Origin of the sequence: Streptomyces flaveus (assembly GCF_014647675.1) — a bacterium.
GTDB lineage: Bacteria > Actinomycetota > Actinomycetes > Streptomycetales > Streptomycetaceae > Streptomyces > Streptomyces flaveus.
This window is the reverse complement of the sequence record NZ_BMPQ01000004.1, coordinates 72,006-91,254: the sequence shown is the minus strand read 5'-3', so window position 1 is coordinate 91,254 and position 19,249 is coordinate 72,006. Positions and strand designations below refer to the sequence as shown.

General features: G+C 70.3%; 19 protein-coding genes. 4 read left to right on the top strand and 15 right to left on the bottom strand.

Features of this window, described 5'->3' with window-relative positions; translation table 11 throughout:
• Positions 1-24: 24 nt before the first annotated feature.
• From IEZ21_RS09750 to IEZ21_RS09710, 9 genes are read right to left on the bottom strand one after another with little or no spacing between them, the layout of a single operon-like run.
• Positions 25-522, bottom strand: a complete 498-nt coding sequence (locus IEZ21_RS09750) for a DoxX family protein (RefSeq protein WP_189321477.1) — start codon at positions 520-522, stop codon at positions 25-27.
• Complete coding sequence (locus IEZ21_RS09745) at positions 515-1,450, bottom strand: alpha/beta hydrolase (RefSeq protein ID WP_189321476.1); 936 nt, start codon at positions 1,448-1,450, stop codon at positions 515-517. The genes IEZ21_RS09750 and IEZ21_RS09745 overlap by 8 nt, the downstream gene beginning before the upstream one ends.
• On the bottom strand, positions 1,447-3,093 hold the full coding sequence (locus IEZ21_RS09740; RefSeq protein ID WP_246567495.1) for a thiolase C-terminal domain-containing protein: 1,647 nt from the start codon (positions 3,091-3,093) through the stop codon (positions 1,447-1,449). The genes IEZ21_RS09745 and IEZ21_RS09740 overlap by 4 nt, the downstream gene beginning before the upstream one ends.
• Positions 3,086-4,471, bottom strand: coding sequence for a cytochrome P450 (locus IEZ21_RS09735; RefSeq protein WP_189321475.1), 1,386 nt, complete (start codon positions 4,469-4,471; stop codon positions 3,086-3,088). Before IEZ21_RS09735 ends, IEZ21_RS09740 begins: the two co-directional genes overlap by 8 nt.
• A 34-nt stretch (positions 4,472-4,505) precedes the next feature.
• Positions 4,506-4,706, bottom strand: coding sequence for a ferredoxin (locus tag IEZ21_RS09730; RefSeq protein ID WP_246567492.1), 201 nt, complete (start codon positions 4,704-4,706; stop codon positions 4,506-4,508).
• A gap of 27 nt (positions 4,707-4,733) precedes the next feature.
• Positions 4,734-6,119, bottom strand: coding sequence for an ABC transporter substrate-binding protein (locus IEZ21_RS09725; protein ID WP_189321474.1), 1,386 nt, complete (start codon positions 6,117-6,119; stop codon positions 4,734-4,736).
• Positions 6,120-6,141: 22 nt separating this feature from the next.
• A complete protein-coding gene (locus IEZ21_RS09720; RefSeq protein ID WP_189321473.1) occupies positions 6,142-7,350 on the bottom strand; it encodes a CaiB/BaiF CoA transferase family protein in 1,209 nt (402 codons plus the stop codon).
• On the bottom strand, positions 7,347-8,819 hold the full coding sequence (locus IEZ21_RS09715) for an aldehyde dehydrogenase family protein (RefSeq protein ID WP_213089275.1): 1,473 nt from the start codon (positions 8,817-8,819) through the stop codon (positions 7,347-7,349). Before IEZ21_RS09715 ends, IEZ21_RS09720 begins: the two co-directional genes overlap by 4 nt.
• Positions 8,816-9,547, bottom strand: coding sequence for an SDR family oxidoreductase (locus IEZ21_RS09710; protein ID WP_189321472.1), 732 nt, complete (start codon positions 9,545-9,547; stop codon positions 8,816-8,818). Before IEZ21_RS09710 ends, IEZ21_RS09715 begins: the two co-directional genes overlap by 4 nt.
• Before the next feature lie 150 nt (positions 9,548-9,697).
• Here IEZ21_RS09710 and IEZ21_RS09705 point away from each other — a divergent pair, with 150 nt between their 5' ends.
• Genes IEZ21_RS09705 through IEZ21_RS09695 form a run of 3 tightly spaced genes read left to right on the top strand, consistent with a single transcriptional unit; the run spans position 9,698 to position 11,771 of the window.
• A complete protein-coding gene (locus tag IEZ21_RS09705; protein ID WP_189321471.1) occupies positions 9,698-10,507 on the top strand; it encodes a TauD/TfdA dioxygenase family protein in 810 nt (269 codons plus the stop codon).
• Positions 10,504-11,235 carry an SDR family NAD(P)-dependent oxidoreductase gene (locus tag IEZ21_RS09700; protein WP_189321470.1) on the top strand — a complete coding sequence of 244 codons (732 nt, stop codon included), beginning with the start codon at positions 10,504-10,506 and terminating at the stop codon, positions 11,233-11,235. Before IEZ21_RS09705 ends, IEZ21_RS09700 begins: the two co-directional genes overlap by 4 nt.
• Complete coding sequence (locus tag IEZ21_RS09695) at positions 11,232-11,771, top strand: carboxymuconolactone decarboxylase family protein (RefSeq protein WP_189321469.1); 540 nt, start codon at positions 11,232-11,234, stop codon at positions 11,769-11,771. The genes IEZ21_RS09700 and IEZ21_RS09695 overlap by 4 nt, the downstream gene beginning before the upstream one ends.
• 37 nt (positions 11,772-11,808) lie before the next feature.
• Here IEZ21_RS09695 and IEZ21_RS09690 read toward each other — a convergent pair whose 3' ends face one another.
• From IEZ21_RS09690 to IEZ21_RS09680, 3 genes are read right to left on the bottom strand one after another with little or no spacing between them, the layout of a single operon-like run.
• Positions 11,809-12,603 (bottom strand): enoyl-CoA hydratase, encoded by a 795-nt coding sequence (locus tag IEZ21_RS09690; protein WP_189321468.1) that lies wholly within the window; start codon positions 12,601-12,603, stop codon positions 11,809-11,811.
• A gap of 31 nt (positions 12,604-12,634) precedes the next feature.
• Positions 12,635-13,783, bottom strand: a complete 1,149-nt coding sequence (locus IEZ21_RS09685) for an acyl-CoA dehydrogenase family protein (protein WP_189321467.1) — start codon at positions 13,781-13,783, stop codon at positions 12,635-12,637.
• On the bottom strand, positions 13,780-14,634 hold the full coding sequence (locus IEZ21_RS09680; protein ID WP_189321466.1) for an acyl-CoA dehydrogenase family protein: 855 nt from the start codon (positions 14,632-14,634) through the stop codon (positions 13,780-13,782). The genes IEZ21_RS09685 and IEZ21_RS09680 overlap by 4 nt, the downstream gene beginning before the upstream one ends.
• Before the next feature lie 169 nt (positions 14,635-14,803).
• On the opposite strand from IEZ21_RS09680, the gene IEZ21_RS09675 reads away from it, so the two are divergent.
• Positions 14,804-15,466 carry a TetR/AcrR family transcriptional regulator gene (locus IEZ21_RS09675; protein ID WP_189321465.1) on the top strand — a complete coding sequence of 221 codons (663 nt, stop codon included), beginning with the start codon at positions 14,804-14,806 and terminating at the stop codon, positions 15,464-15,466.
• 107 nt (positions 15,467-15,573) lie between these two features.
• On the opposite strand, the gene IEZ21_RS09670 is transcribed toward IEZ21_RS09675, so the two are convergent.
• From IEZ21_RS09670 to IEZ21_RS09660, 3 genes are read right to left on the bottom strand one after another with little or no spacing between them, the layout of a single operon-like run.
• Complete coding sequence (locus tag IEZ21_RS09670) at positions 15,574-16,833, bottom strand: metal-dependent hydrolase family protein (protein WP_189321464.1); 1,260 nt, start codon at positions 16,831-16,833, stop codon at positions 15,574-15,576.
• 24 nt (positions 16,834-16,857) lie between these two features.
• Positions 16,858-17,187: a hypothetical protein gene (locus tag IEZ21_RS09665; RefSeq protein ID WP_189321463.1), complete on the bottom strand. Its 330-nt coding sequence runs from the start codon at positions 17,185-17,187 to the stop codon at positions 16,858-16,860.
• Between the two features lie 18 nt (positions 17,188-17,205).
• Positions 17,206-18,498: an aromatic ring-hydroxylating oxygenase subunit alpha gene (locus tag IEZ21_RS09660; RefSeq protein ID WP_189321462.1), complete on the bottom strand. Its 1,293-nt coding sequence runs from the start codon at positions 18,496-18,498 to the stop codon at positions 17,206-17,208.
• Positions 18,499-19,249: the final 751 nt, after the last annotated feature.

The following is a 19,249-nucleotide window of genomic DNA, read 5'->3' as shown; positions in this document are numbered from 1 at the left end:
CGGCCACTCTTCATCAGCGGCTCATCAGCGGCGCCGCGGCCGCCAGAACGCGCCCAGCAGTCCGGCCGTGCCGGCCGCGGCCAGGCCGGCCGCGAGGCCCGCGCCCGCCCAGCCCGTCACCTCGATGCCGGCGGCGGTGTCCACGGCGTAGTCGCCGGGGCCCAAGGCGGCCAGGGCCAGGGAGATGACGGCGAGGACCAGGACGTATTCGTAGCCGTCCTTGAAGACGAAGAAGCCGTTGCGCCGGTGCGCGAGCAGCCCGGCGACCAGCATCACCGACACGACGGCGGCGCAGGCGAGCGGCGTGCACAGGCCGAGCAGCAGCAGCGTGCCGGCGCCCACCTCGGTGCCGACGCTGAGCCATGCCTGCAGCCGCGGCCGGCGCAGGCCGAGCCCGCCGAACCACCTCGCGGTGCCGTCGATGCCGCCTCCGCCGCGCCAGTGGTTCAGGCCGTGCACGATCATGACGGCCCCGAGGACCAGCCGGACCGCCAGCAGGGCCGTGGCGTCCGCGTCACTCATCGCCGCCTCCGAGTCCGGGTACGCCCTCGATGCTCTGCACGCATTCCTCCACGAACGACAGCACGTTGAGGTGGTAGGCGAGGGCGGTGCGGCCCACGCTCGTGTTGTGCCCGGCGCCCGCCTGCTCCTCGGCGATCACGCGCGGGGCGGCGCTGAAGGGGCAGCTCAGGTCGGCCAGCGCCTGCGGCCCCGTGGCCCACACCCGCTCGTGCTCGGCGATCGTGATGTGCACGGGCACGCGGACGCGGGCGGCATGGCTGCTGAAGATCTGCCGCCACTCGCGCCGCCGCCCTTCATAGGCCGGTGACGGCGCGCCGATGTGGCGGCCGCCGTGCACATCGGGCGGGTAGGCGTCCGGGGGATTCCACAGGGCGCGCCGCAGTCCGGTCCTGCCGCCGGGCGAGTCGCGGCCCCAGGCGTCGAGGGCGCCGAGTACGCCAGGGTGGTGCTCAAGACCCGTTCCGGCGATTTCCAGTCCGAGCAGGTCGGGGCCGCGCGCGTCGTCCGCGGCCATCCGCAGGGCCAGTTCGCACCCCGCCGAATGCCCCCACACGAAGACGCCCGCGCCCCTTTCACGCCCGGCGAGCAGCGCGTCCACGGCGCGCCAGGCGACTTCGGTGCGGTGCTCGGCCGACTCCAGTTCGCTCTGGTGCGGCGCCGAGGTGCCGTATCCGGGGCGGTCCAATGCGAGAGTGGTGAAGCCGAGCGCGGCGGCGGTGCGCAGCAGGGACAGGCGCGGGTGGCCGGGGTGGTCGAAGTACACGGAGTGGGTGGCGCCGCCGTGCAGGGCGACAACGACCGCCCGGGGGTCGGGTGCCTCGGCGACCCGGGCGGACAGCGGCATGCCGAGAACGCGTACGACGCGCTCGGCGACGGTCACGGGTGGCCCGGCGGAGTCCTCGGTGAGCGGATCCGTGGGGGCCGTCATGCGTCGTTCCGCAGCATCAGCACGCCACTCGGGGTGAGTCCGCCGCTGCTGACCACCGCGCAGCGGGCGCTGGCGACCTGGCGGGCCCCGGCCTCGCCGCGCAGTTGCAGCACGGCCTCCTGGAGCAGACCCATGCCGTGCGTACGGCCGTGGGAGAGCTGTCCACCGTGGGTGTTCAGGGGCAGCACGCCGTCGCGGGCGATGTTCTTGCCGCCGTCGAGGAAGTCCTTGGCCTCGCCGATGCCGCAGAAGCCGAGGGCCTCGATCCATGACAGGCAGTTCATGGTGAAGCCGTCGTAGAGCAGGGCCACGTCCACATCGGCCGGGCGCAGGTCGGTGCGGGTCCACAGGTGGGCGGCCTGGCCGAGGACTTGGGGCTCGTGAGTGAGGGTGGACTGGTCCCACTCGGGCCGCTCCAGGATCTGGGTGCCGACGGCCTCCACGCGCACCGGCGGCTTCGCCAGGTCGGGTGCCGTCTCGGCGGCCGAGACCACGACGGCGACCGAGGCGTCGCAGGGGACGTCGCAGTCGTAGAGCCCGAAGGGAGTGGTGATGGGGCGGGCGCCCAGGTAGTCGTCCATCGTCAGCGGGTCGCGGTAGACCGCGTCGGGGTGCAGGGCGGCGTTGGCGCGCTGGTTGAGGGCGATCCGGCCGAGGGTCTCGCGGGTGGTGCCGTAGCGGTGGAAGTGGCGCTGGGCGTTCATGGCGAGGGTGTGAGACGGGGACACGCAGCCGAAGGGCTTGAGCCAGCCGTCCACGCTCGGACCTGATGGTGCCGGTATCCGGCCCTGTTTGAGCAGTTCGCCGTACGTCGACTCCCACACCGTGCGGAAGCACAGCACATGGCGCGCGAGGCCGCCGGCCACGGCGAGCATCGCCGCGATCACCGAGCCGCCGGGGCCGAAGGTCTCGCCGCCGCCGTTGTGCCACACCGGGTGCAGGCCGAGCGCGGCCTCCAGCGCGCTGACACCGCCCTCGGCGAAGCCGCCGAACGGGCCGGCGCCCGGGTAGGTGGCGAGGCCGTCGATGTCGTCGAAGGTCAGGCCGGCGTCGGCGACGGCGCGTTCGCACGCCTCGACGGTCAGCTCCAGCGGGGGGCGCATCAGCCGGCGGCCGATGCGGGAGGCGCCGGCGCCGCTGATGACCGCCTTGTCCTCGAACTTGGGGCTGGCCCGCCGGGTACGGGGCCGGGGCGGCACGTCCGCCGGCAGCGGCCGGTAAGGCGCGTCGGGAACCGGCCGGAACAGCGGCAGCCACGCCTCGCCCGCCTGCTGGAAGGTGACCTCCATCGGCATGCCGAGCTCGAACTCCGCCGGCTCGGCCCCGACGACATTCGTGGTGAGCCGGACCCGGGGGTCCTCCTCGATGGCCACCTGCCCGATCACGTACGGCAGGGTGAGCCCGGGGAACGGGAAGCGCTGATTCACCGTGAAGCCGATCAGCGTGGCCCGGCCGGACACCTCACGGACGGCGAAGTCCCGGCCCCGGCAGTGGCGGCACACCGGCTGCGGCGGGTGGATGAGTGCGCTGCAGGCCTCGCACTCCGCAAAGCGCAGCCGCCCGTCCCCGCCGGACGTCCAGAAGAACTCCGTCTCCGGCGCCATCTGCGGGGCCGGTCGGTCCTCCGGCGCGGACTCAGTCACGGTCGGCGTTCTCTCCGTCAGCAGGCTTCGCGGCGGCCTTGCGCTCGGTGATCGGCTTCGCCCAGCCGTGCTCGTCGCAGCCGCGCTGGAGCATGTCCAGGGTCGCGTCGAGACCGGGGCCCAGCGGCCGGCCCGGCGTGAACGTGGCGGGGAGCTTCCGCATCCCCTGAATCACGCCGATGGTGTCGTAGTGGATCGTGCCTTCGGGATCGCAGACGTAGTCGGGGATGCGGTCGAGGACGTGCAGCAGCATCCGTTTGAAGACGGTGCGGGCCACGTTGGAGCCGATGCAGCGGTGGATGCCCAGGCCGAAGCTGGCGTGCCGGTTCCCGGTACGCGCCAGGTCGATGCGATCCGGGTCGGGGAAGACCTGCGGATCGCGGTTGGCCATCGCCCAGGACAGCCAGATGCGGTCGCCCTCCTTGAGCTCGGCACCCGCAAGGGCGCAGTCCTCGGCCACTGTGCGGCCGTCTCCGGGCGCGGGCGTGAAGTAGCGCAGGAACTCCTCGGTGGCGGAGTCCAGCAGCGGGCCCCGCTCGGCGCCGAGCCGGGCCCGGTCGTCCGGGTGCTCGGACAGCCACTCCAGGGCGTGCGCGGTGAGGGCGGTCGTGGTGTCGAAGCCGCCCCCGATGAGCAGCCCGAGCGCGCCGAGCAGCTCCTCGTCCGGGGCCGGCTCGCCGTCGATCCGCAGCCGGATCAGGGCGTCGACCAGCCCGGGGCGCGGCTGCGCGCGCACGGTGTGGAGGGTGGTCGCGAGGTCCCGCATCATCGCGATGTGCGCCTCGACCACCCGCTTCATGTCGGGCGAGTCCGGCGGGGTGTAGACGCCCGCGTGCGCGGGCTCGTTGTACAGCTCCCACTTCGTCAGCGGAATGCCCATCATCGCGAGGGTGAGCACGGCCGGCACGATGTTCGCGAGGTCGTCGACGAAGTCGATGCGCCCCTGCTCGATCCGTTCGTCGAGGCAGGCGCGGGTCACCTCGTCGACGAACGGGATCCAGCGGGCGACGGCGGCGGGTGACAGATACGGGTTGAGCGCGTCGCGGTAGGCGCGCTGCTCGGGTGGGTCCATCTCCAGAAAGCCGCCGCGGATGCCGCGGCCGCGGGCCGGTGCGGGGATGCTGATGCCCTGATAGCCGCGGCGCTCGCCGTGCACGTCGTGGTCGTTGGACAGCACGTCGGCGGCACGGGCGAGGGTCGCCACCTCCCGGTTTCCGCTGGCCACCCAGTGCCCCCCGTACGTGTCGCTGAAGGCCATCGGGCACCGGCCGTGCAGATCGTGCGTGATCTCCTCGAACCGGTCGCGGTATTCGGGCGCGTGGCGGTCGAAGTGGATCCTGGGCCGCAACCGGCCGTCGTCGGTCTGCTCGCTGCTCATCGCTCTCTCCCTGTCCCTGCCCTGTGCCTGCCGTTCAGACGACGCTGATGGCCCGCTCGGGGCAGGAGCGGACGGCATCGATCACCCGGTCCTGCTGCTCTTCGGGCACCTCCTCGGCCACCGGCGACGAATGGCCGTCGATGTCACTCAGCTCGAACACCTCGGGGGCGCGCATCGCACACAGGGTGTGCCCCTGGCAGCGCTCGGGATCGACGCGTACTTTCACCGCGGTCACGCTCCTTACGTCACTTGAGGCCTTACGTCACTTGAGGTCGGACAGGGACTTGCCGACGTCGGCGAGCCGGGCCGGTTCGGTGTAGCTCCGCTTGAACTCCACCACGGGTGCGTCGCAGCGATACGGGCCGCTGTCCTGCTCGAAGGAGGCCGGCTTCCAGCCCTCCGGCGTCGCCTCGACAACCGAATAGCACTTGCCGGGCACGTTCTGCTTGCTCACGTCGAACGGGGCCTGGATGCCCCCGGCGGTCCAGTCGGTGATCTTCAGCGCGTTGTCGTACACGCAACGGCGGGTCAGCTCGTCGCAGTCACGGGCGGCGGTGGCGAACAGCAGCCAGGCTGAGAAGGCGCGCAGCGCGGGATACGTGAGGGGCTTGCCCGGCGCGTACTTCGCGAACAGGGCCTCGACCTTCTTGACCGCGGGATTCTCCTTGCTCGCATCCAGCGGGTGCGTGGCGAACAGTTCGGTGTAGTTGTGCTGGGTGCCGAGCGCCGATCCCGCCAGCTGGATGAAGTTCTGGGAGTAGGCGTTGCTGTTGGCATCGATCCAGTCGGGCGCGTAACCGAGACTGGTGAGCGCCTGCTCCAGCTTGGCGAGGCTGGCGAAGTCGCCGTGGAAGACCAGGCCCTTGACCTTCTCCTTCTTCAGGGCCTGCGCGTACGGCGTCCAGTCGGAGACGCCGGTGGCCGGGTAGAGGTCGGAGTAGCTGACCTTTCCCCCGAGCGTCGCGATCGACTCCTTGTACTGCTCGGCCAGGACCTTGGTCACCGGGCTGTCGCCCGAGATGATGCCGACGTGCTGCGCGGAACCGGGGAACTTCTCCTTGAGCAGCCACTGGTAGAACCCCGCGTACTGGAAATGCCCGGAGAACGGGCCCGCGGACATCACCTGCAGGTCGGAGCCGACGGCGGGGGCGAAGCTGGACTGTGCCGGGAAGGCGGGAAGCAGGCAGCGCAGCCGGTCCTTGGTGGCGAGCCCGTCCATCGAGGCGCCACCGCCGACCAGCATGAAGTCCTCCTTGCATGACTGCTGCATGCGCTGGCGGACCTCCAGGAATTTCGCGTCGCGGATGACGGGCACGAGCTTGCGTCCGTTGATGCCGCCGTTGTCGTTGCACCAGGAGGTGAACGCCTTCGCGGCGTCGACCATTTCGGAGTTCTTGGTGAAGCCCTGGTCGGTGAAGACCCCGAGCTCGACCCTGTCGTCGGTGACGCCCTGCTGGCTCACCGCCTTGGCATCGCCCTTGCCACAGACGTTCTTCAGCGTCCCGAAGTCCGGGCCGTCGACGGCGGGAGCGCTCGACTCGGCGCCGCTGGTCTCCTCGGGCTCGCCGCTGCCCGAGTCCGAGCGGGTGGAACAGCCGGCGAGCAGCACCGCGAGCACGGTGACCACTCCGATCAGCAACCTGCGCATGGGTCCTCCTGGACTCAACGGGTCACGTGACCGCGCCCTGGGCCTTGAAGGCGAGGATGCGGTCCCAGTCGTAGCCGAGCTCGGTGAGGACCTGCTCGGTCTGGGCGGCGAATTCCGGGGCGGCTTCCAGGTGTGCGGGCTCGGTGTCGAACTGCACCGGGCTGGCTGCGAGTTCGAGCTCTCCGGCCCGGGTGATGTAGCTGTTGGCGCGCACCTGCGCGTCCGCGGCGGCCTGCAGGGTGTCCTGGACGGGGGCCCAGGGTCCGGCGAGGGTGGCGAACCGTTCGCTCCACTCGGCGAGCGGGCGCCGGCCGATGGTCTCGGTGAGGATCTTCACGGCTTCCGCCGTGTTCGCCGCGATGTCCTCGGCGGTGGCGAAGCGCGAGTCGTCGGCGAGTTCGGGGCGGTCGATGTGCCGGCAGACGTCCGGCCAGAACTTCGCGGGCTGCAGCATGACGAACGAGATGTAGCGGTCGTCCGCGGTTCGGTAGAGGCCGGAGAGCGGGTTGGCGGGCGAGCCGTGCGCGCCGGGCTGCGGCGCCTCCCAGGTCTTCTCGAGGCGCAGCGATACGGCCATGGCGTGGCCCATCGCCCACACGCCGCTGCCCAGCAGCGACACGTCGACGACCGGCGCCTCGCCGGTGCGTTCGCGGCGCAGCAGCGCGGCCGCGATGCCGCCGGCGAGGTTGGTGCCGGAGATGGTGTCGCCGTACGCGGGCGCGGGCGGCATGATCATGCCGTCGGCGCCGGGCGGGGTGATGCTGGCGGCGGTCCCGGCGCGGGCCCAGAAGGCGGTCATGTCGTAGCCGCCCTTGTCGGCCTCGGGTCCCAGGACGCCGAGGGCGCTCCCCCGCGCGTAGACGATCTTCGGGTTCAGCGCGCGGATGTCGTCGACGTCGATGCCGAGACGGGCCCGGGAGGCCGGCATGAAGCTGGTGAGGAACACGTCGGCGCGGCGCACCAGTTCGTGCAGCACCTCCAGGCCCTCCGGCTTGGACATGTCGAGGCCGATGCTGCGCTTGCCTCGGTTGGCGTGGGCGACGTTCGGGTTGGGATCGCCGTCGACCCGCAGGGTGCCGGTCTGGCGCAGGCCGCGCTGTGGGTCGCCGGTGACGGCGTGCTCGACCTTGACCACGTCGGCGCCCCAGTCGGCGAGCACCGCGCCCGCCGAGGGCACGAACCCGTACATGGCCACTTCCAGGACGCGGATGCCTTCGAGGGGCCCGCTCATGCTGTGCCCACCACCGTCGCGAACGCCTTGGTCTCCAGGAATTCCTCGAAGCCGGCGCGGCCGGACTCGCGGCCGATGCCGGACTGCTTGTAGCCGCCGAAGGGCACGTCGGGTGCGAAGTAGTTGCCGCCGTTGATGGAGAAGGTGCCGGTGCGGATGCGCCGGGCGACCCGGATCGCCCGCTGCTCGTCGGCGCTGTGCACGGCGCCGGAGAGCCCGTACACGGAGTTGTTGGCGATGCGTACGGCATGGTCCTCGTCGTCGTACGGGATGACGACGAGGACCGGGCCGAACACCTCGTCCTGGGCGATCTCGCTGTCCTCATCGACGCCGGCGAGGAGGGTGGGGGCGTAGAAGAAGCCCGGGTCGATCGGCTTGCCGCCCGCGACCAGTGTCGCGCCGGCCTCGACGGCCCGGCGCACCATCCCGTCGACCTTCTCGCGCTGCCGCGCCGAGATCAGCGGCCCCATCGCGGTCTTGGGGTCCGCCGGGTCCCCGACCCGTACCCGCTCCATGCCCGCGGCGACGAGGTTCACGATGGCGTCGTGGTGTGCGCGCGGCACCAGCAGCCGTGAGGTGAGGGCGCAGCCCTGGCCGGAGTGGGAGCAGATGGTGAAGGCGGCGAACATGGCCGCCCTGGCGAAGTCGGCGTCGTCGAGGACGATCATCGCGGACTTGCCGCCGAGCTCCAGGAACACCTTCTTCACGGTGTCGCCGGCGGCGGCCATGATGCGCCGTCCGGTCGCCGTGGACCCGGTGAAGGTGACCATGTCGATGTCGCGGTGCGTGGTCAGGACCTTGCCGGTCTCGACGCCGGAGGAGCTGATGATGTTCACGACCCCCGGGGGGATGTCCGTGTGCCCGGCGATGAGGTCGGCGAGGGCGAGGGTGGTCAGCGGGGTCTCGGGGGCGGCCTTGAGGACGACGGTGCAGCCGGCGGCGAGCGCCGGGGCCAGCTTGGCGAGGGCCAGCTGGTTGGGGAAGTTGTACGGCAGGATCGCGGCGACGACGCCGGCCGGCTCCTTCTCCGCCCAGCGGTGGTGGCGCTGCCCGCGCTGCTCGCTCTCGCCGAGGTCTTCGGTGAAGGTGTATGTCTCGGCGAGGCGGGCGTAGTAGGTCAGCAGGCCGAGCGGCTCGTCGAGTTGCGGACCGTGCGTGAGCATCCGGGGCGCGCCGGCCTCGGCGATGGTCAGGTCCCGCAGTTGCTCGCGGTGCTCGTCGAGGGCGGCGTGCAGCTGGCGCAGGCAGCGCACGCGCAGCTCGGTGTCGGTGGCCCAGGCGGTGGTGTCGAAGGCGCGGCGGGCGGCGGCAATGGCGGTCTCGGCGTCGGCGGCGGTCGCGTCGGGGGCGTGGCCGAGGACTTCGCCGGTCGCGGGGTTCAGGGTGGGGTAGGTGGCCTTCGTCGTCGTCAGTTCGCCGTCGATGAGCAGGCGGCCGGTGAACGGGGTCGTGGCGGGCGATGCGTTCACAGCCGCACCACCGATCCGCCGTCCACGGCCACGATCTGCCCGGTGACCCAGCTCGCTTCGTCGGACAGCAGGAAGAGCAGGGCTCCGGCCTGGTCGGCCGGGGTGCCCATGCGCTTGAGGGCGAAGGTGCGCACCATGGCGTCGCGGTGCTCGGCAGGGATGATGTGCCGGGTCGCCTCGGTGTCGGTGGGGCCCGGTGCGATGGCGTTGACGCGGACGCCGCGGTCGCCGAGTTCGGCGGCGAGGGAGACGGTGAGGTGGTTGATGCCGGCCTTCGCCATGCCGTAGAAGCCGGTGGCCGACCAGGCGGCGGTGGAGGACTGGTTGACGATGGCGGCGCCGTCCTGCAGGTGCGGCAGCGCGGCACGGGTCACGTAGAGGGCGCCGAGCAGGTTCACCTTCAGGAAGCGGTCCAGGTAGTCGTAGTCGACGGTGGTGAGCCCTTCACGGCGCATGTCGTGGAAGATCGCGGCGTTGTTGACCAGGCAGTCGATCCGCCCGAACTCGCCCATCACCGTGTCTACGAGGGTCTGCGCGGAAGCCGGGTCGGAGACGTCCGTGCGGACGTACAGGGCACCGTCGAGCTCCTTGGCGACGCGTTGCCCCTGGGTCTCGTTCAGCTCGGCGACCACCACCCGCGCGCCTTCGGCGGCGAGGGCGCGGGCGTAGCCCTCACCGATCCCCTGCCCGGCGCCCGTGACGATGGCGACCTTGTCCTGGAATCGCATCCGGCCTCCTCGGTTCTGCACCTCGACTGCGACGGAAACTACATTCTCTCTTTGAGCGAATCAACCATCCGAACAGGAGAATCTGATGCTGAACTCTTCCCGTGCCGACATGCAGAGAATATTGTTCTCGTAACTTGGAAGGGGAGTTTCATGCCGGAGACCCATGCCCTGAACCCGTCCCTGGGAGTGGAGTTCACCCACGTGACGGACCCGCTGGACGAGAAGCTCGTCGCCCGCTGCGCCGAAGCCCTCAAGTGGCGCGGCGTGCTGCTGATCCGCGGGCTGAACCTCGACGACGAGCAGCAGATCGCCCTCAGCTCCAAGCTGGGCGAGGTGGTCAGTGTCCGTGGCAAGAGGATCTTCCCGATCTCCCTGGACCCGTCGAAGAACCCCTCGGCCGAGTACCTGCGAGGGACCTTCCACTGGCACTTGGACGGCACGACGGACGACGACGTCCCGGTGAAGGCAACGACCCTCACAGCCCGCCATGTCGCCATGAAGGGCGGCGGCACGGAGTTCGCGAACACCTACGCCGCGTACGAGAACCTGCCGGAGCAGGACCGCAAGCGCTACGAGAGCCTGCGTGTCGTGCACAGCTTCGCCGCCGCCCAACTGCGGGCGAAGCCCGACCCGAGCGAGAAGGAGCTGGCGCGCTGGCGCAGCCTGCCCGAGCGGGAGATGTCCCTGGTGTGGCGGCGCCGCGACGGCCGCCGCTCGCTCGTCATCGGCACCACCGCCGACCGCATCGTCGGCATGGCACCCGACGAGGGCCGCGCGCTGCTGGACGAGCTGCAGGACTGGTGCACCCAGGACCGGTTCCGCTACACCCACGACTGGCAGGTCGGCGACTTCGTGGCCTGGGACAACACCGCCATCCTGCACCGCGCGCTGCCGTACGACCGCTCCTCCGAACGGCTGCTGCACCGCACCACCGTCGTCGGCGACGAGGCCTTCGGATGAGCGGCGCGGCGACGCCGCCGCGGACCGCGGTCGTGACCGGCGGCGCGTCCGGCATCGGGCGCGCAGTCGCCTGCCGGCTGGCGGCTGACGGGCATCGCGTCGCGACCGTGGACCTCGCGCCCGCCGACCTCGACGGCGTGCTCCCGGTGACCGCCGACGTGACGGACCGCGGACAGGTCGACAAGGCGATGGACACCGTACGTGAGCGGCTCGGGCCCATCTCGATCCTGGTCAACGGGGCCGGCGTGGACGGCTTCAAGCGCTTCGCCGAGCTGTCCTTCGAGGCCTGGCTGCGCGTCGTGAACGTCAACCTCCACGGGGTCTTCCACTGCATCCAGGCCACGCTGCCCGACATGACCGCGGCCGGCTGGGGCCGCATCGTCAACATCTCCTCGTCCAGCACGCACTCCGGGCAGCCGTTCATGGCGCACTACGTGGCCGCCAAGTCGGCGGTCAACGGCCTGACCAAATCCCTCGCCCTCGAACTCGGCCCGGCCGGCATCACGGTGAACGCGGTGCCACCGGGCTTCGTCGACACCCCCATGCTCCGCAAGGCGGAGTCCCGGCGGCTGCTCGGCGGGACGGTCGAGGACCACATCGCCCGCACCCCGGTGCGCCGGGTCGGCCGCCCCGAGGACATCGCGGCGGCGTGCGCCTTCCTGGCCTCCGAGGAGGCCGGGTACATCACCGGCCAGATTCTCGGAGTGAACGGAGGCCGCAACACATGACGCGACTCGCCCCCGTGCCGTACGCCGAATGGGATCAGGACGCCATCTTCCCCATGACGGGCGGCCGCACCGTCCCGCACGCCAACTCGATCAGCTTCCTGCTCAATCATCCCGAGCTGACGAAGGCCTTCCTCACTCTCAGCACCCACCTCGCGGCCAAGAGCACGCTGCCGGCGAAACTCCGCGAGCTGGCGATCCTGCGGATCGCCTGGCGGCGGCGCTGCCGGTACGAGTGGGCGCAGCACGTGGCGGGGGCACGCCGGAAGGGCGCGACGGAGGAGGAGATCGCGGCGGTACGGGCCGGCGCGGACACGCTGCTCAACCGCGCGGTCGACGAACTCGACCGGGACTCGCGCCTGTCCGACGCCACGTACGCCGCGCTGACCGAGCAGGAGGGCCTGGACGACCGGCAGATGATGGACCTGGTGTTCACGGTGGGCGGATACGGCACCCTTGCCATGGCCTTCAACACCTTCGAGGTGGAACTCGAGGACGGCCTGGACGACGAGGGATTCGACGAGGCGCATCCGCGGTGAGAGCCCTATGTCCAGCGGACCCGTCCGGCGCCGGCGCTCACCCCTCCTGCTTGAGCTGCTTCTTCATCTCGTCGAGGCGGGTGAGGATCGGGTAGCCGTCGACACTCAGCGCGTTTCCGTGGCCGGTCTGGTGGATGTCGAAGACCGACTGCAGGGCGGCGTAGAAGCCCTGCACGTCGAGACTCTGATTGACGGCGCGCTTGGCCTGCCGCAGGCCGAAGGGCGGCATCTTCGCGATCCGCCCCGCCAGCTCCAGGGCCGCGTCGTCGAGCTCGTCGAGGGGGACGACCCGGTTGACCATGCCGACCTGCTCGGCTTCGCCGGCCGTGAGGGGACGGCCGGTGAAGAGGATCTCCTTGGCCTTGCGCGGGCCGAGCTCCCAGGTGTGGCCGTGGTATTCGACGCCGCCGATGCCCATGTGCACGACCGGGTCGGAGAATTCGGCGTTGTCGGCGGCCACGATGAGATCGCACGGCCAGCACAGCATCAGCCCCGCGGCGATGCACTTGCCCTGCACGGCGGCGATCGACGGCTTGGGCACGTTGCGCCAGCGCAGCGAGTAGTCGAGGTAGCGGCGCGCCTCGGTGTTGTAGATCCACTCCAGGGTCAGCTCGCCGGGTCCGGGCCAGCGGTCCTTCAGGTCGTGCCCGGAGGAGAAGTGCCGGCCGTTGGCGCGCAGCACGATCACCCGGACGTCGTCGTCCTGCGCGGCCCGGGTCCAGGCGGCGTCGAGGTCGTCGAGCAGCGCCATCGTCTGGGCGTTCGCGACCTCGGGCCGGTTCAGGGTGATGACGGCGACGCCGTCCTTCGCCTCATAAAGGATCTGTTCCATGGCGGCTTGCGTCCCTTCTGCGGTACGGGCCTCAGCGCGGCAGGCCGAGGATGCGCTCGGCGATGATGTTGCGCTGGATCTCGCTGGTGCCGCCCGCGATGGTCCCGGCGAAGCTGCGGGCATAGCGCTCGAACCAGCTGGCGCTGAAATCCTCGGCGTTCATGTGGTGGTACGGGCCGGTCAGCTCGGGGTGGCGCAGCCCGTCCGCGCCGTGCGCCTCCAGCGCGTGCAGCGAGGCGTCCTGGACGGCTTCGGAGCCGAGGAGCTTGAGGACGGAGATCTCGGCGGGGTCGGGGTCCGGGCCGAGCTGGCGGTAGCCGAGCAGGCGCAGGGCCTGGGCGTCCATGAGGAGGGTGGCGTACCAGTCCTCGTCGCAGGGGGCGTCGCGGATCAGGTCGTCGAGGCGTTCGGCGAAGCTGAGCCAGAGCAGGGTGCGCTCGTGCCCGAGCGAGCCGTTGGCGACGCGCCAGCCCTCGTTGAGCGGGCCGACGAGGTTCTCGCGCGGGACGCGCACGTCGGTGAAGAAGACCTCGTTGAAGTCGAGGTCGTCGGGCGCGGCGAGGGAGCCGAAGGGGCGCCGGACCACTCCGTCGGTGTCGGTGGGGATGACCAGACAGCTGATGCCCTTGTGCTTGGGCGCGTCCGGGTCCGTACGGACGAAGGTGAGCAGGATGTCGGCGTCGTGGGCGCCGGAGGTCCACACCTTCTGGCCGTTGACCACGAAGTGGTCGCCGTCGGCGACCGCCCGGGTCCGCAGGGAGGCGAGGTCGGAGCCGGCGCCCGGCTCGCTCATGCCGAGCGCGGCGGTGATCTCGGCCCGCAGCACCGGCACCGCCCAGCGGTGCTTCTGCTCGTCCGTGCCGAAGGTGATGAGGGAGGCGGCGACGATGCCGAGGCCCTGGGGGTTGAAGCTGTGGTAGATGCGGCGCCGCGCCAGCTCCTCCAGGTGGGCGAGCTGCTGGGGCAGGGTGGCGTTGCGGCCGCCGAACTCCGGCGGCTGTCCGGGCAGCAGCCATCCGGCGTCGAAGAGGGTGCGCTGCCAGCGCCGGGCCCAGGCGGGGACATGCGCACTGGAGCGGGGGCGTTCCACCGCCTCGGCCGCGGTCGGCAGATGGGCGTCCAGGAAGGCGGCGAATTCGGCGCGGAACCGGCCGATGTCCGGGTCGTCGGCGAGCCTCATCGGGTCAGCAGTGCCCTTCTGTGCGTGGCGGCGGTGCCCAGCAGCAGGTCGCAGGCCTTGGCCCGCTTCAGGTGGATCTGGAGCTCGTGCTCCCAGGTGAAGCCCATGGCGCCGAACAGCTGCAGCCCATGCCGGAAGACCAAGCGCTGGCACTCCCCTGCCGCGGCCTTCGCCATATGGGCGGCGCCGGTCGCGCGCTGGTCGTCCTCGGCGAGGGTGAGCGCGCTGAAGTGGGTGAGGGCGCGGGCGCGTTCGATGGCTACGTACATGTCGGCCGCCTTGTGCTTGACGGCCTGGAACGCTCCCAGGGGACGGCCGAACTGCTGCCGCTCCTTCACGTGGTCGACGACGAGGTCGAGGATGCGCCGGCAGCTGCCGACCGCGGTGGCGGCCAGTCCCATGAGAGCGAGGGCGGGCACCCCGTGGGCTGCGTCCCGTACGTCCACGTGAGCGATGTGAAGGCTGGAGTCGAAGACGTCGACCCGCTCCACCGGCAGCTCGCCGGCGGGCACGATCCGTACGCCGTCCCGGGTCCGCACCGCGATCTCGCCGGCGCGGTCGGCATCAAGGACATAGCGGCCCGCACCGTCGAAGACCGCCGTGCCCGCACCCTCCGGGAGCCGCCCGGCCACCGGGGCGAACCAGGTCGCGGAGGCGAGGAAGGGCGTGCCATCGGCCACGTATCCCAGCTCCTCCAGGATCAGGGCGAGCTCTACGGGCGGCGCCTCGAGCCAGCCCAGCTCCTGGTACAGCGCCCACTGGTCGTCCTCGCCGCGGGCGCGGGACTTGGCGACGGCCTCGCGCACCGTGCGCCTGAGCATCAACTGCTCCTCGTCGAGCACGAATTCCATCGCGCGTCCTCACGTCGGGCCGTCGTGGTGGCGCGGCCCGGCGGCGTGGCCACGTCGAGACAAGAATAACATTCTCCTTTAGCGCAAGTAAGAGTCTCGCTTGTTGGGGTGCCTGATTCGGTAGGGGGAAGCCCCTTGCTTTTCACGGGCGTGGAGTATCGTTCTGCAAATGAACGCCGTCCCCGCAGAGCCCGCTCCGCCGGCCTGGCGCCAGCGCGCCGTCGAGCGGTCCACCCGTGCCGCCAAACTCCGTGCCGAGCAGCGGATCCAGCGTTTCCTGGACGCGGCCCAGGAACTCATCGCCGAGAAGGGCACCACCGACTTCACCGTGCAGGAGGTGGTCGAGCGGTCCAAGCAGTCGTTGCGCAGCTTCTACCAGCACTTCGACGGCAAGCATGAGCTGCTGCTCGCCCTGTTCGAGGACGCGCTGGCCAAGTCCGCGGCCGAGATCCGCGAAGCGACCTCGGCAGCCAAGAAGCCGCTGGAGCGCCTGCGGATCGCGGTGGAGCTGCTCTACAAGCAGTCACAGCCGCGACCTGGCAAGCAGAGCCCCTTGTTCACGGACTTCGCCATGCAGCTGCTGGCCGCGCATCCCGCACAAGTGGCCACCGCGCACATGCCGCTGCTCGACGTCTTCACCGAACTGGTGGAGAAGGCCGTGGAGTCGGGGGACACACGTGCGGCAAAGCCGCGCCGCGTGGCGTCGCTGGTCATGCAGACCGCGATGTTCACGGCCCAGACAACGGGCGTTCCCGCCGAGAGCCATGCGACTGCCGTGACCGCCGAGGAAGTCTGGGAGTTCTGTCTGGGCGGGATCAGCGGGGGCAGCTGATCAGCACTCCCATCAGCCTGGGTGGCATTACAATTCTCTGATGCCGAGAGTACTGTTCTCGGCATGACTGGAGCATCGGACAAGGCGTTGTGCGGGCCCCGCTCTCCTCAGGCGGCAGCGGTGTCGTCGCGGTGGGCCTGTCCGCCTTTCATGACGTAGCGGACGTCCGTGGTGACCGTGATGTCCGAGAGCGGATCGCCGGGAACGGCGATCACGTCGGCGAGCAGGCCAGCGTCGAGACGGCCACGGTCGTCCACGTCGATGAGGTCGGCGGAGACGGTCGTCGCGGCGCGGATCGCGTCGAGCGGGGACATGCCCCGGTTCACGAGGGCGACCAGTTCCCTGGCGTTACGACCGTGCGGGATCGCGGGGGCGTCGGAGCCGCAGGCGACACGGACGCCGCGACGTACGGCCTCGGAGATGGTGGCCCGTGCGCGTGGGAACACCTCGGCGGCCTTGGCCTGGAGTCCTGGGTCGGCCTGCGAGAGGTCCATGTCGTCGGCGAGGGACGTCGTGGCCACGAGGAAGGTGCCCCGCTCGGCCATCAGGTCGAGCGTGGCCCCGCTGGTGAGGAAACCGTGTTCGATGCAGTCGATGCCCGCGTCCAGCGCGGCCCGGACGGCCTGCTCGCCCATGCAGTGCGCGGCGACCTTGCGGCCCGCGCGATGGGCCTCGTCGACGACGGCGCGCAGTTCCTCGTCGGAGTACTGCTGGGCACCGGCCGGGCCGGTGTGCGACATGACGCCGTTCGACGCACAGACCTTGATGACCCGGGCTCCGTACTTGATCTGGTAGCGGACGGCCTTCCGCACCTCGTCGATCCCGTTCGCGATGCCCTCCTCCACCGTCAGGGGCAGGACGTGCGGGGCGAACGCCTGGAACATCGTCGGGTCCAGGTGCCCTCCGGTCGGCGTGATCGCGTGCCCTGCGGGGACGACGCGCGGCCCGTCGATCCAGCCGTGGTCGATCGCCTTCTGCAGAGCGACGTCGAGCAGCAGTCCGCCTGTCTGGATGAACAGGCCGAGATTGCGCACCGTCGTGAAGCCCGCGCGCAGGGTCCGGCGCGCGTTGGCCACGGCACGCAGGGTGCGCACGGCCGGGTCGTCCTGCACCGCGACCAGCGGACTTCGATGGTCCGGGCCTCCGAGCAGCAGGTTGACCTCCATGTCCATCAGACCGGGGAGCAGGGTCAGTTCACCGAGGTCGACCACCACGGTGCCCTCGGGCAGGGAGGTGGGCGAGATCTTGGTGATGTGCTCGCCCTCGACGAGCAGTTCGCCAGGAGTGACGTACTCGCCCTTGTCGACGTCGAGCAGGCGCGCGGCGCGGAGCAGGACGGGCGGTTGCGGGGTGCGCGGTCGGGGCATCGCTCGGCTCCTTCGGGCCAGTGGTCACACGGCCGGTTCGAGGATCGCGTCGATGGTCGACGGGCCCGAGTCGGGAACCCTCGGCTGGCGCCACGCCTCCACGGGGAAGGCGACGGTCACCAGCGCGCAGAACAGCCACAGCAGCCGCTTGTCCTGTTCGGAGATGCCCTCCATGGAGACCTGCTCCAGATAGTCCTTGCTGGACTGGAGCAGTGGGAACGCCACGTTGTAGAAGGCGTCGAGCTCGTCCATGGTGCTGGCGAGGCGCTTCGCGTAGCGGGCTTTCTCGCCCCGGACCGCCCAGTCGGCGAAGGGCTCCAGGGCTTCGAAGCCGTCGGGAAAGACACTGGCCATGGTTCGGTTCTCCTCGGGTCAGGATGTGGCCGGAGTACCGGCTTCGGCGCCGCGTCGCTGGTGATCTTCCACGTACGCCCGGGCGGTCTGGTGCAGGTGCCGCAGCAGAACTTCCTGGTCGTTGAGGGGGAACTCCCGCACCGCGCGGGATTCCAGCATGGTCTGCGTGGCTTCCAGGGTGTTGCCGTCCTGCAGGCCGTACTCCTTGAACGAGACGGCGGCGAGCTCCTGTTGGAGGCGCTGGAAGGCGTTCTCGGGCGGGACGAAGTAGCACGTCCCCTCGAAGATGTGCGTGTTGTACGACGTCGGCCAGTAGTGGTAGGTGAGCACCCAGTTGGGCCGCCAGATCAGCAGCATGAAGTTGGGGAAGAAGACGAACGAGTCCATGCCCCATCGCTTGTCCCGGCTCGGGTTGATCGCGGGCGGCAGATCCTCCGGGGCCAGACCGATGTCGGGCGCGTCCCACGGCCCGAACAGGCCGCTGTGCAGGGCGGCTTCGATGGGCTTGACCATCTTGCGGTCGTGCGGAGGGGCGATACCGCCCCAGGAGGACACCATGCTGTGCGGGCCGTCGATGTCGTAGTGCAGCGCCTCGTAGCCGTATTTCTGGATCTTGCGGGCCTCCTCGGCCATGTACTGGCCGGAGTGCAGGATCGGCGCGTGGTAGAACTCGGCGAACGCGTCGATGAACAGCTTCCAGTTGCTGCCGATCTCCGCGCGGTACTTGTGCACTTGAGTGAGCTTGTGGAACGGATAGCCCTCGATCCCTTTGGCGAACTCCCCCAAGTACTCGCGCAGCGGCGTGGTGTTCTCCGGGTCGAGGTTGACGAAGACGAAGCCTTCCCACACCTCGGTCCGCACCTGCTTGAGCCCGTACGCGGCCTTGTCCAGGTCGAAGAACTCGCCCTCCTGCTGCACGAAGGCGAGCTTGCCGTCGAGGTCATAGCGCCAGGCGTGGTATTTGCACGTGAACTGGCGGCAGACACCGCTGGTTTCCTCGCGCGGGAAGTCGTTCCACACCAGCTTGTTCCCGCGGTGCCGGCACACGTTGTGGAAGGCCCGGACCTCGCCGTCCGTGCCGCGCACCACGACGACGGAGGTACGCGCCGCGTCCAGTTCCTTGGTGAAGTAGCTGCCCTTCCTGGGGAGTTGCTCGACACGGCCGACGTTCAGCCACGTCCGCTTGAAGATGGCCTCGCGCTCGCGCTCGTACTGCTCCGGGGAGATCGAGTCCTCGTAGGAGACCGGCTCCGTCCCGATCTTGAGGTGCTCGGTCCAGCTGCCCTCGGCGGGCTTCTTGAAGTGCGGCATGAGATCTGGTCCTCCGGTCGGGCTGCACCGATCACACCGATCACGATCGGTAACATCGATCTCTGGATACGAGAACGGTATTCTCGCTTTTCGGTGCACGTCAAGGCGGCGCCGCTGATTCGCCGGGATCCGCGCATGAAGTCCTCGACTCCGAGTGCCGCCTGACCTGACGCAACGCCGAACTGTTCACACGGGCCCGCACCGGTTCCACCGACAGCAACCAGGTACTGACCGCCGACGTGTCCGGCAGCGACCGCATGGCGTCGCAGTACGCCTCTGAAGTGCGACGGCAGCTCCCGGCGGCGGTGGGCCCTGCTGAGGCCACGGCGCCCGGACCGCATTGGCCACTGTCTGGCGCTACCGCAACGCCGGTAGGCAGCGGACACGATCGCCCCGCCTGCCGGTATCGGAGTAGATCGGCATCCCGACTTCGCACCGCGCTGATCTCGTGCCCGAAGCACGGCCCGGGTTCCGGTCAGGATGCTTCCGGCCGACCATGCAGTTGAACGCCCGTCCGGACGCGGCACGCCAGGTGGGGATCTCGCTCTGAGCGGTGACCCACTGGACTTCGGTGAACGCACGGCCCGGGGCCTCCGGAACCAGGACCCGCTTCTGCGGTATCCAGGGCTTCGGGGCGGTGGGGGAAACACGCGCCCAGGCGGTAAGTGGGGTCACCCGGCGGAGAGTCCCTGACCGTCAGGCAGGCGCCCGGGGCCGAGGGCAGGCGGACCGGACGCGCACGCGTGTGCTC

What these genes read in the sequence shown, in the direction of transcription:
- IEZ21_RS09665 (WP_189321463.1), bottom strand. Translation starts at nt 17,187, where the DNA reads ATGGCCAGTGTCTTTCCCGACGGCTTCGAAGCCCTGGAGCCCTTCGCC.
- IEZ21_RS09710 (WP_189321472.1), bottom strand. Translation starts at nt 9,547, where the DNA reads ATGCGATTCCAGGACAAGGTCGCCATCGTCACGGGCGCCGGGCAGGGG.
- IEZ21_RS09695 (WP_189321469.1), top strand. Translation starts at nt 11,232, where the DNA reads ATGACGCGACTCGCCCCCGTGCCGTACGCCGAATGGGATCAGGACGCC.
- IEZ21_RS09670 (WP_189321464.1), bottom strand. Translation starts at nt 16,833, where the DNA reads ATGCCCCGACCGCGCACCCCGCAACCGCCCGTCCTGCTCCGCGCCGCG.
- IEZ21_RS09675 (WP_189321465.1), top strand. Translation starts at nt 14,804, where the DNA reads ATGAACGCCGTCCCCGCAGAGCCCGCTCCGCCGGCCTGGCGCCAGCGC.
- IEZ21_RS09660 (WP_189321462.1), bottom strand. Translation starts at nt 18,498, where the DNA reads ATGCCGCACTTCAAGAAGCCCGCCGAGGGCAGCTGGACCGAGCACCTC.
- IEZ21_RS09700 (WP_189321470.1), top strand. Translation starts at nt 10,504, where the DNA reads ATGAGCGGCGCGGCGACGCCGCCGCGGACCGCGGTCGTGACCGGCGGC.
- IEZ21_RS09685 (WP_189321467.1), bottom strand. Translation starts at nt 13,783, where the DNA reads ATGAGGCTCGCCGACGACCCGGACATCGGCCGGTTCCGCGCCGAATTC.
- IEZ21_RS09680 (WP_189321466.1), bottom strand. Translation starts at nt 14,634, where the DNA reads ATGGAATTCGTGCTCGACGAGGAGCAGTTGATGCTCAGGCGCACGGTG.
- IEZ21_RS09750 (WP_189321477.1), bottom strand. Translation starts at nt 522, where the DNA reads ATGAGTGACGCGGACGCCACGGCCCTGCTGGCGGTCCGGCTGGTCCTC.
- IEZ21_RS09720 (WP_189321473.1), bottom strand. Translation starts at nt 7,350, where the DNA reads ATGAGCGGGCCCCTCGAAGGCATCCGCGTCCTGGAAGTGGCCATGTAC.
- IEZ21_RS09735 (WP_189321475.1), bottom strand. Translation starts at nt 4,471, where the DNA reads ATGAGCAGCGAGCAGACCGACGACGGCCGGTTGCGGCCCAGGATCCAC.
- IEZ21_RS09690 (WP_189321468.1), bottom strand. Translation starts at nt 12,603, where the DNA reads ATGGAACAGATCCTTTATGAGGCGAAGGACGGCGTCGCCGTCATCACC.
- IEZ21_RS09705 (WP_189321471.1), top strand. Translation starts at nt 9,698, where the DNA reads ATGCCGGAGACCCATGCCCTGAACCCGTCCCTGGGAGTGGAGTTCACC.
- IEZ21_RS09725 (WP_189321474.1), bottom strand. Translation starts at nt 6,119, where the DNA reads ATGCGCAGGTTGCTGATCGGAGTGGTCACCGTGCTCGCGGTGCTGCTC.
- IEZ21_RS09745 (WP_189321476.1), bottom strand. Translation starts at nt 1,450, where the DNA reads ATGACGGCCCCCACGGATCCGCTCACCGAGGACTCCGCCGGGCCACCC.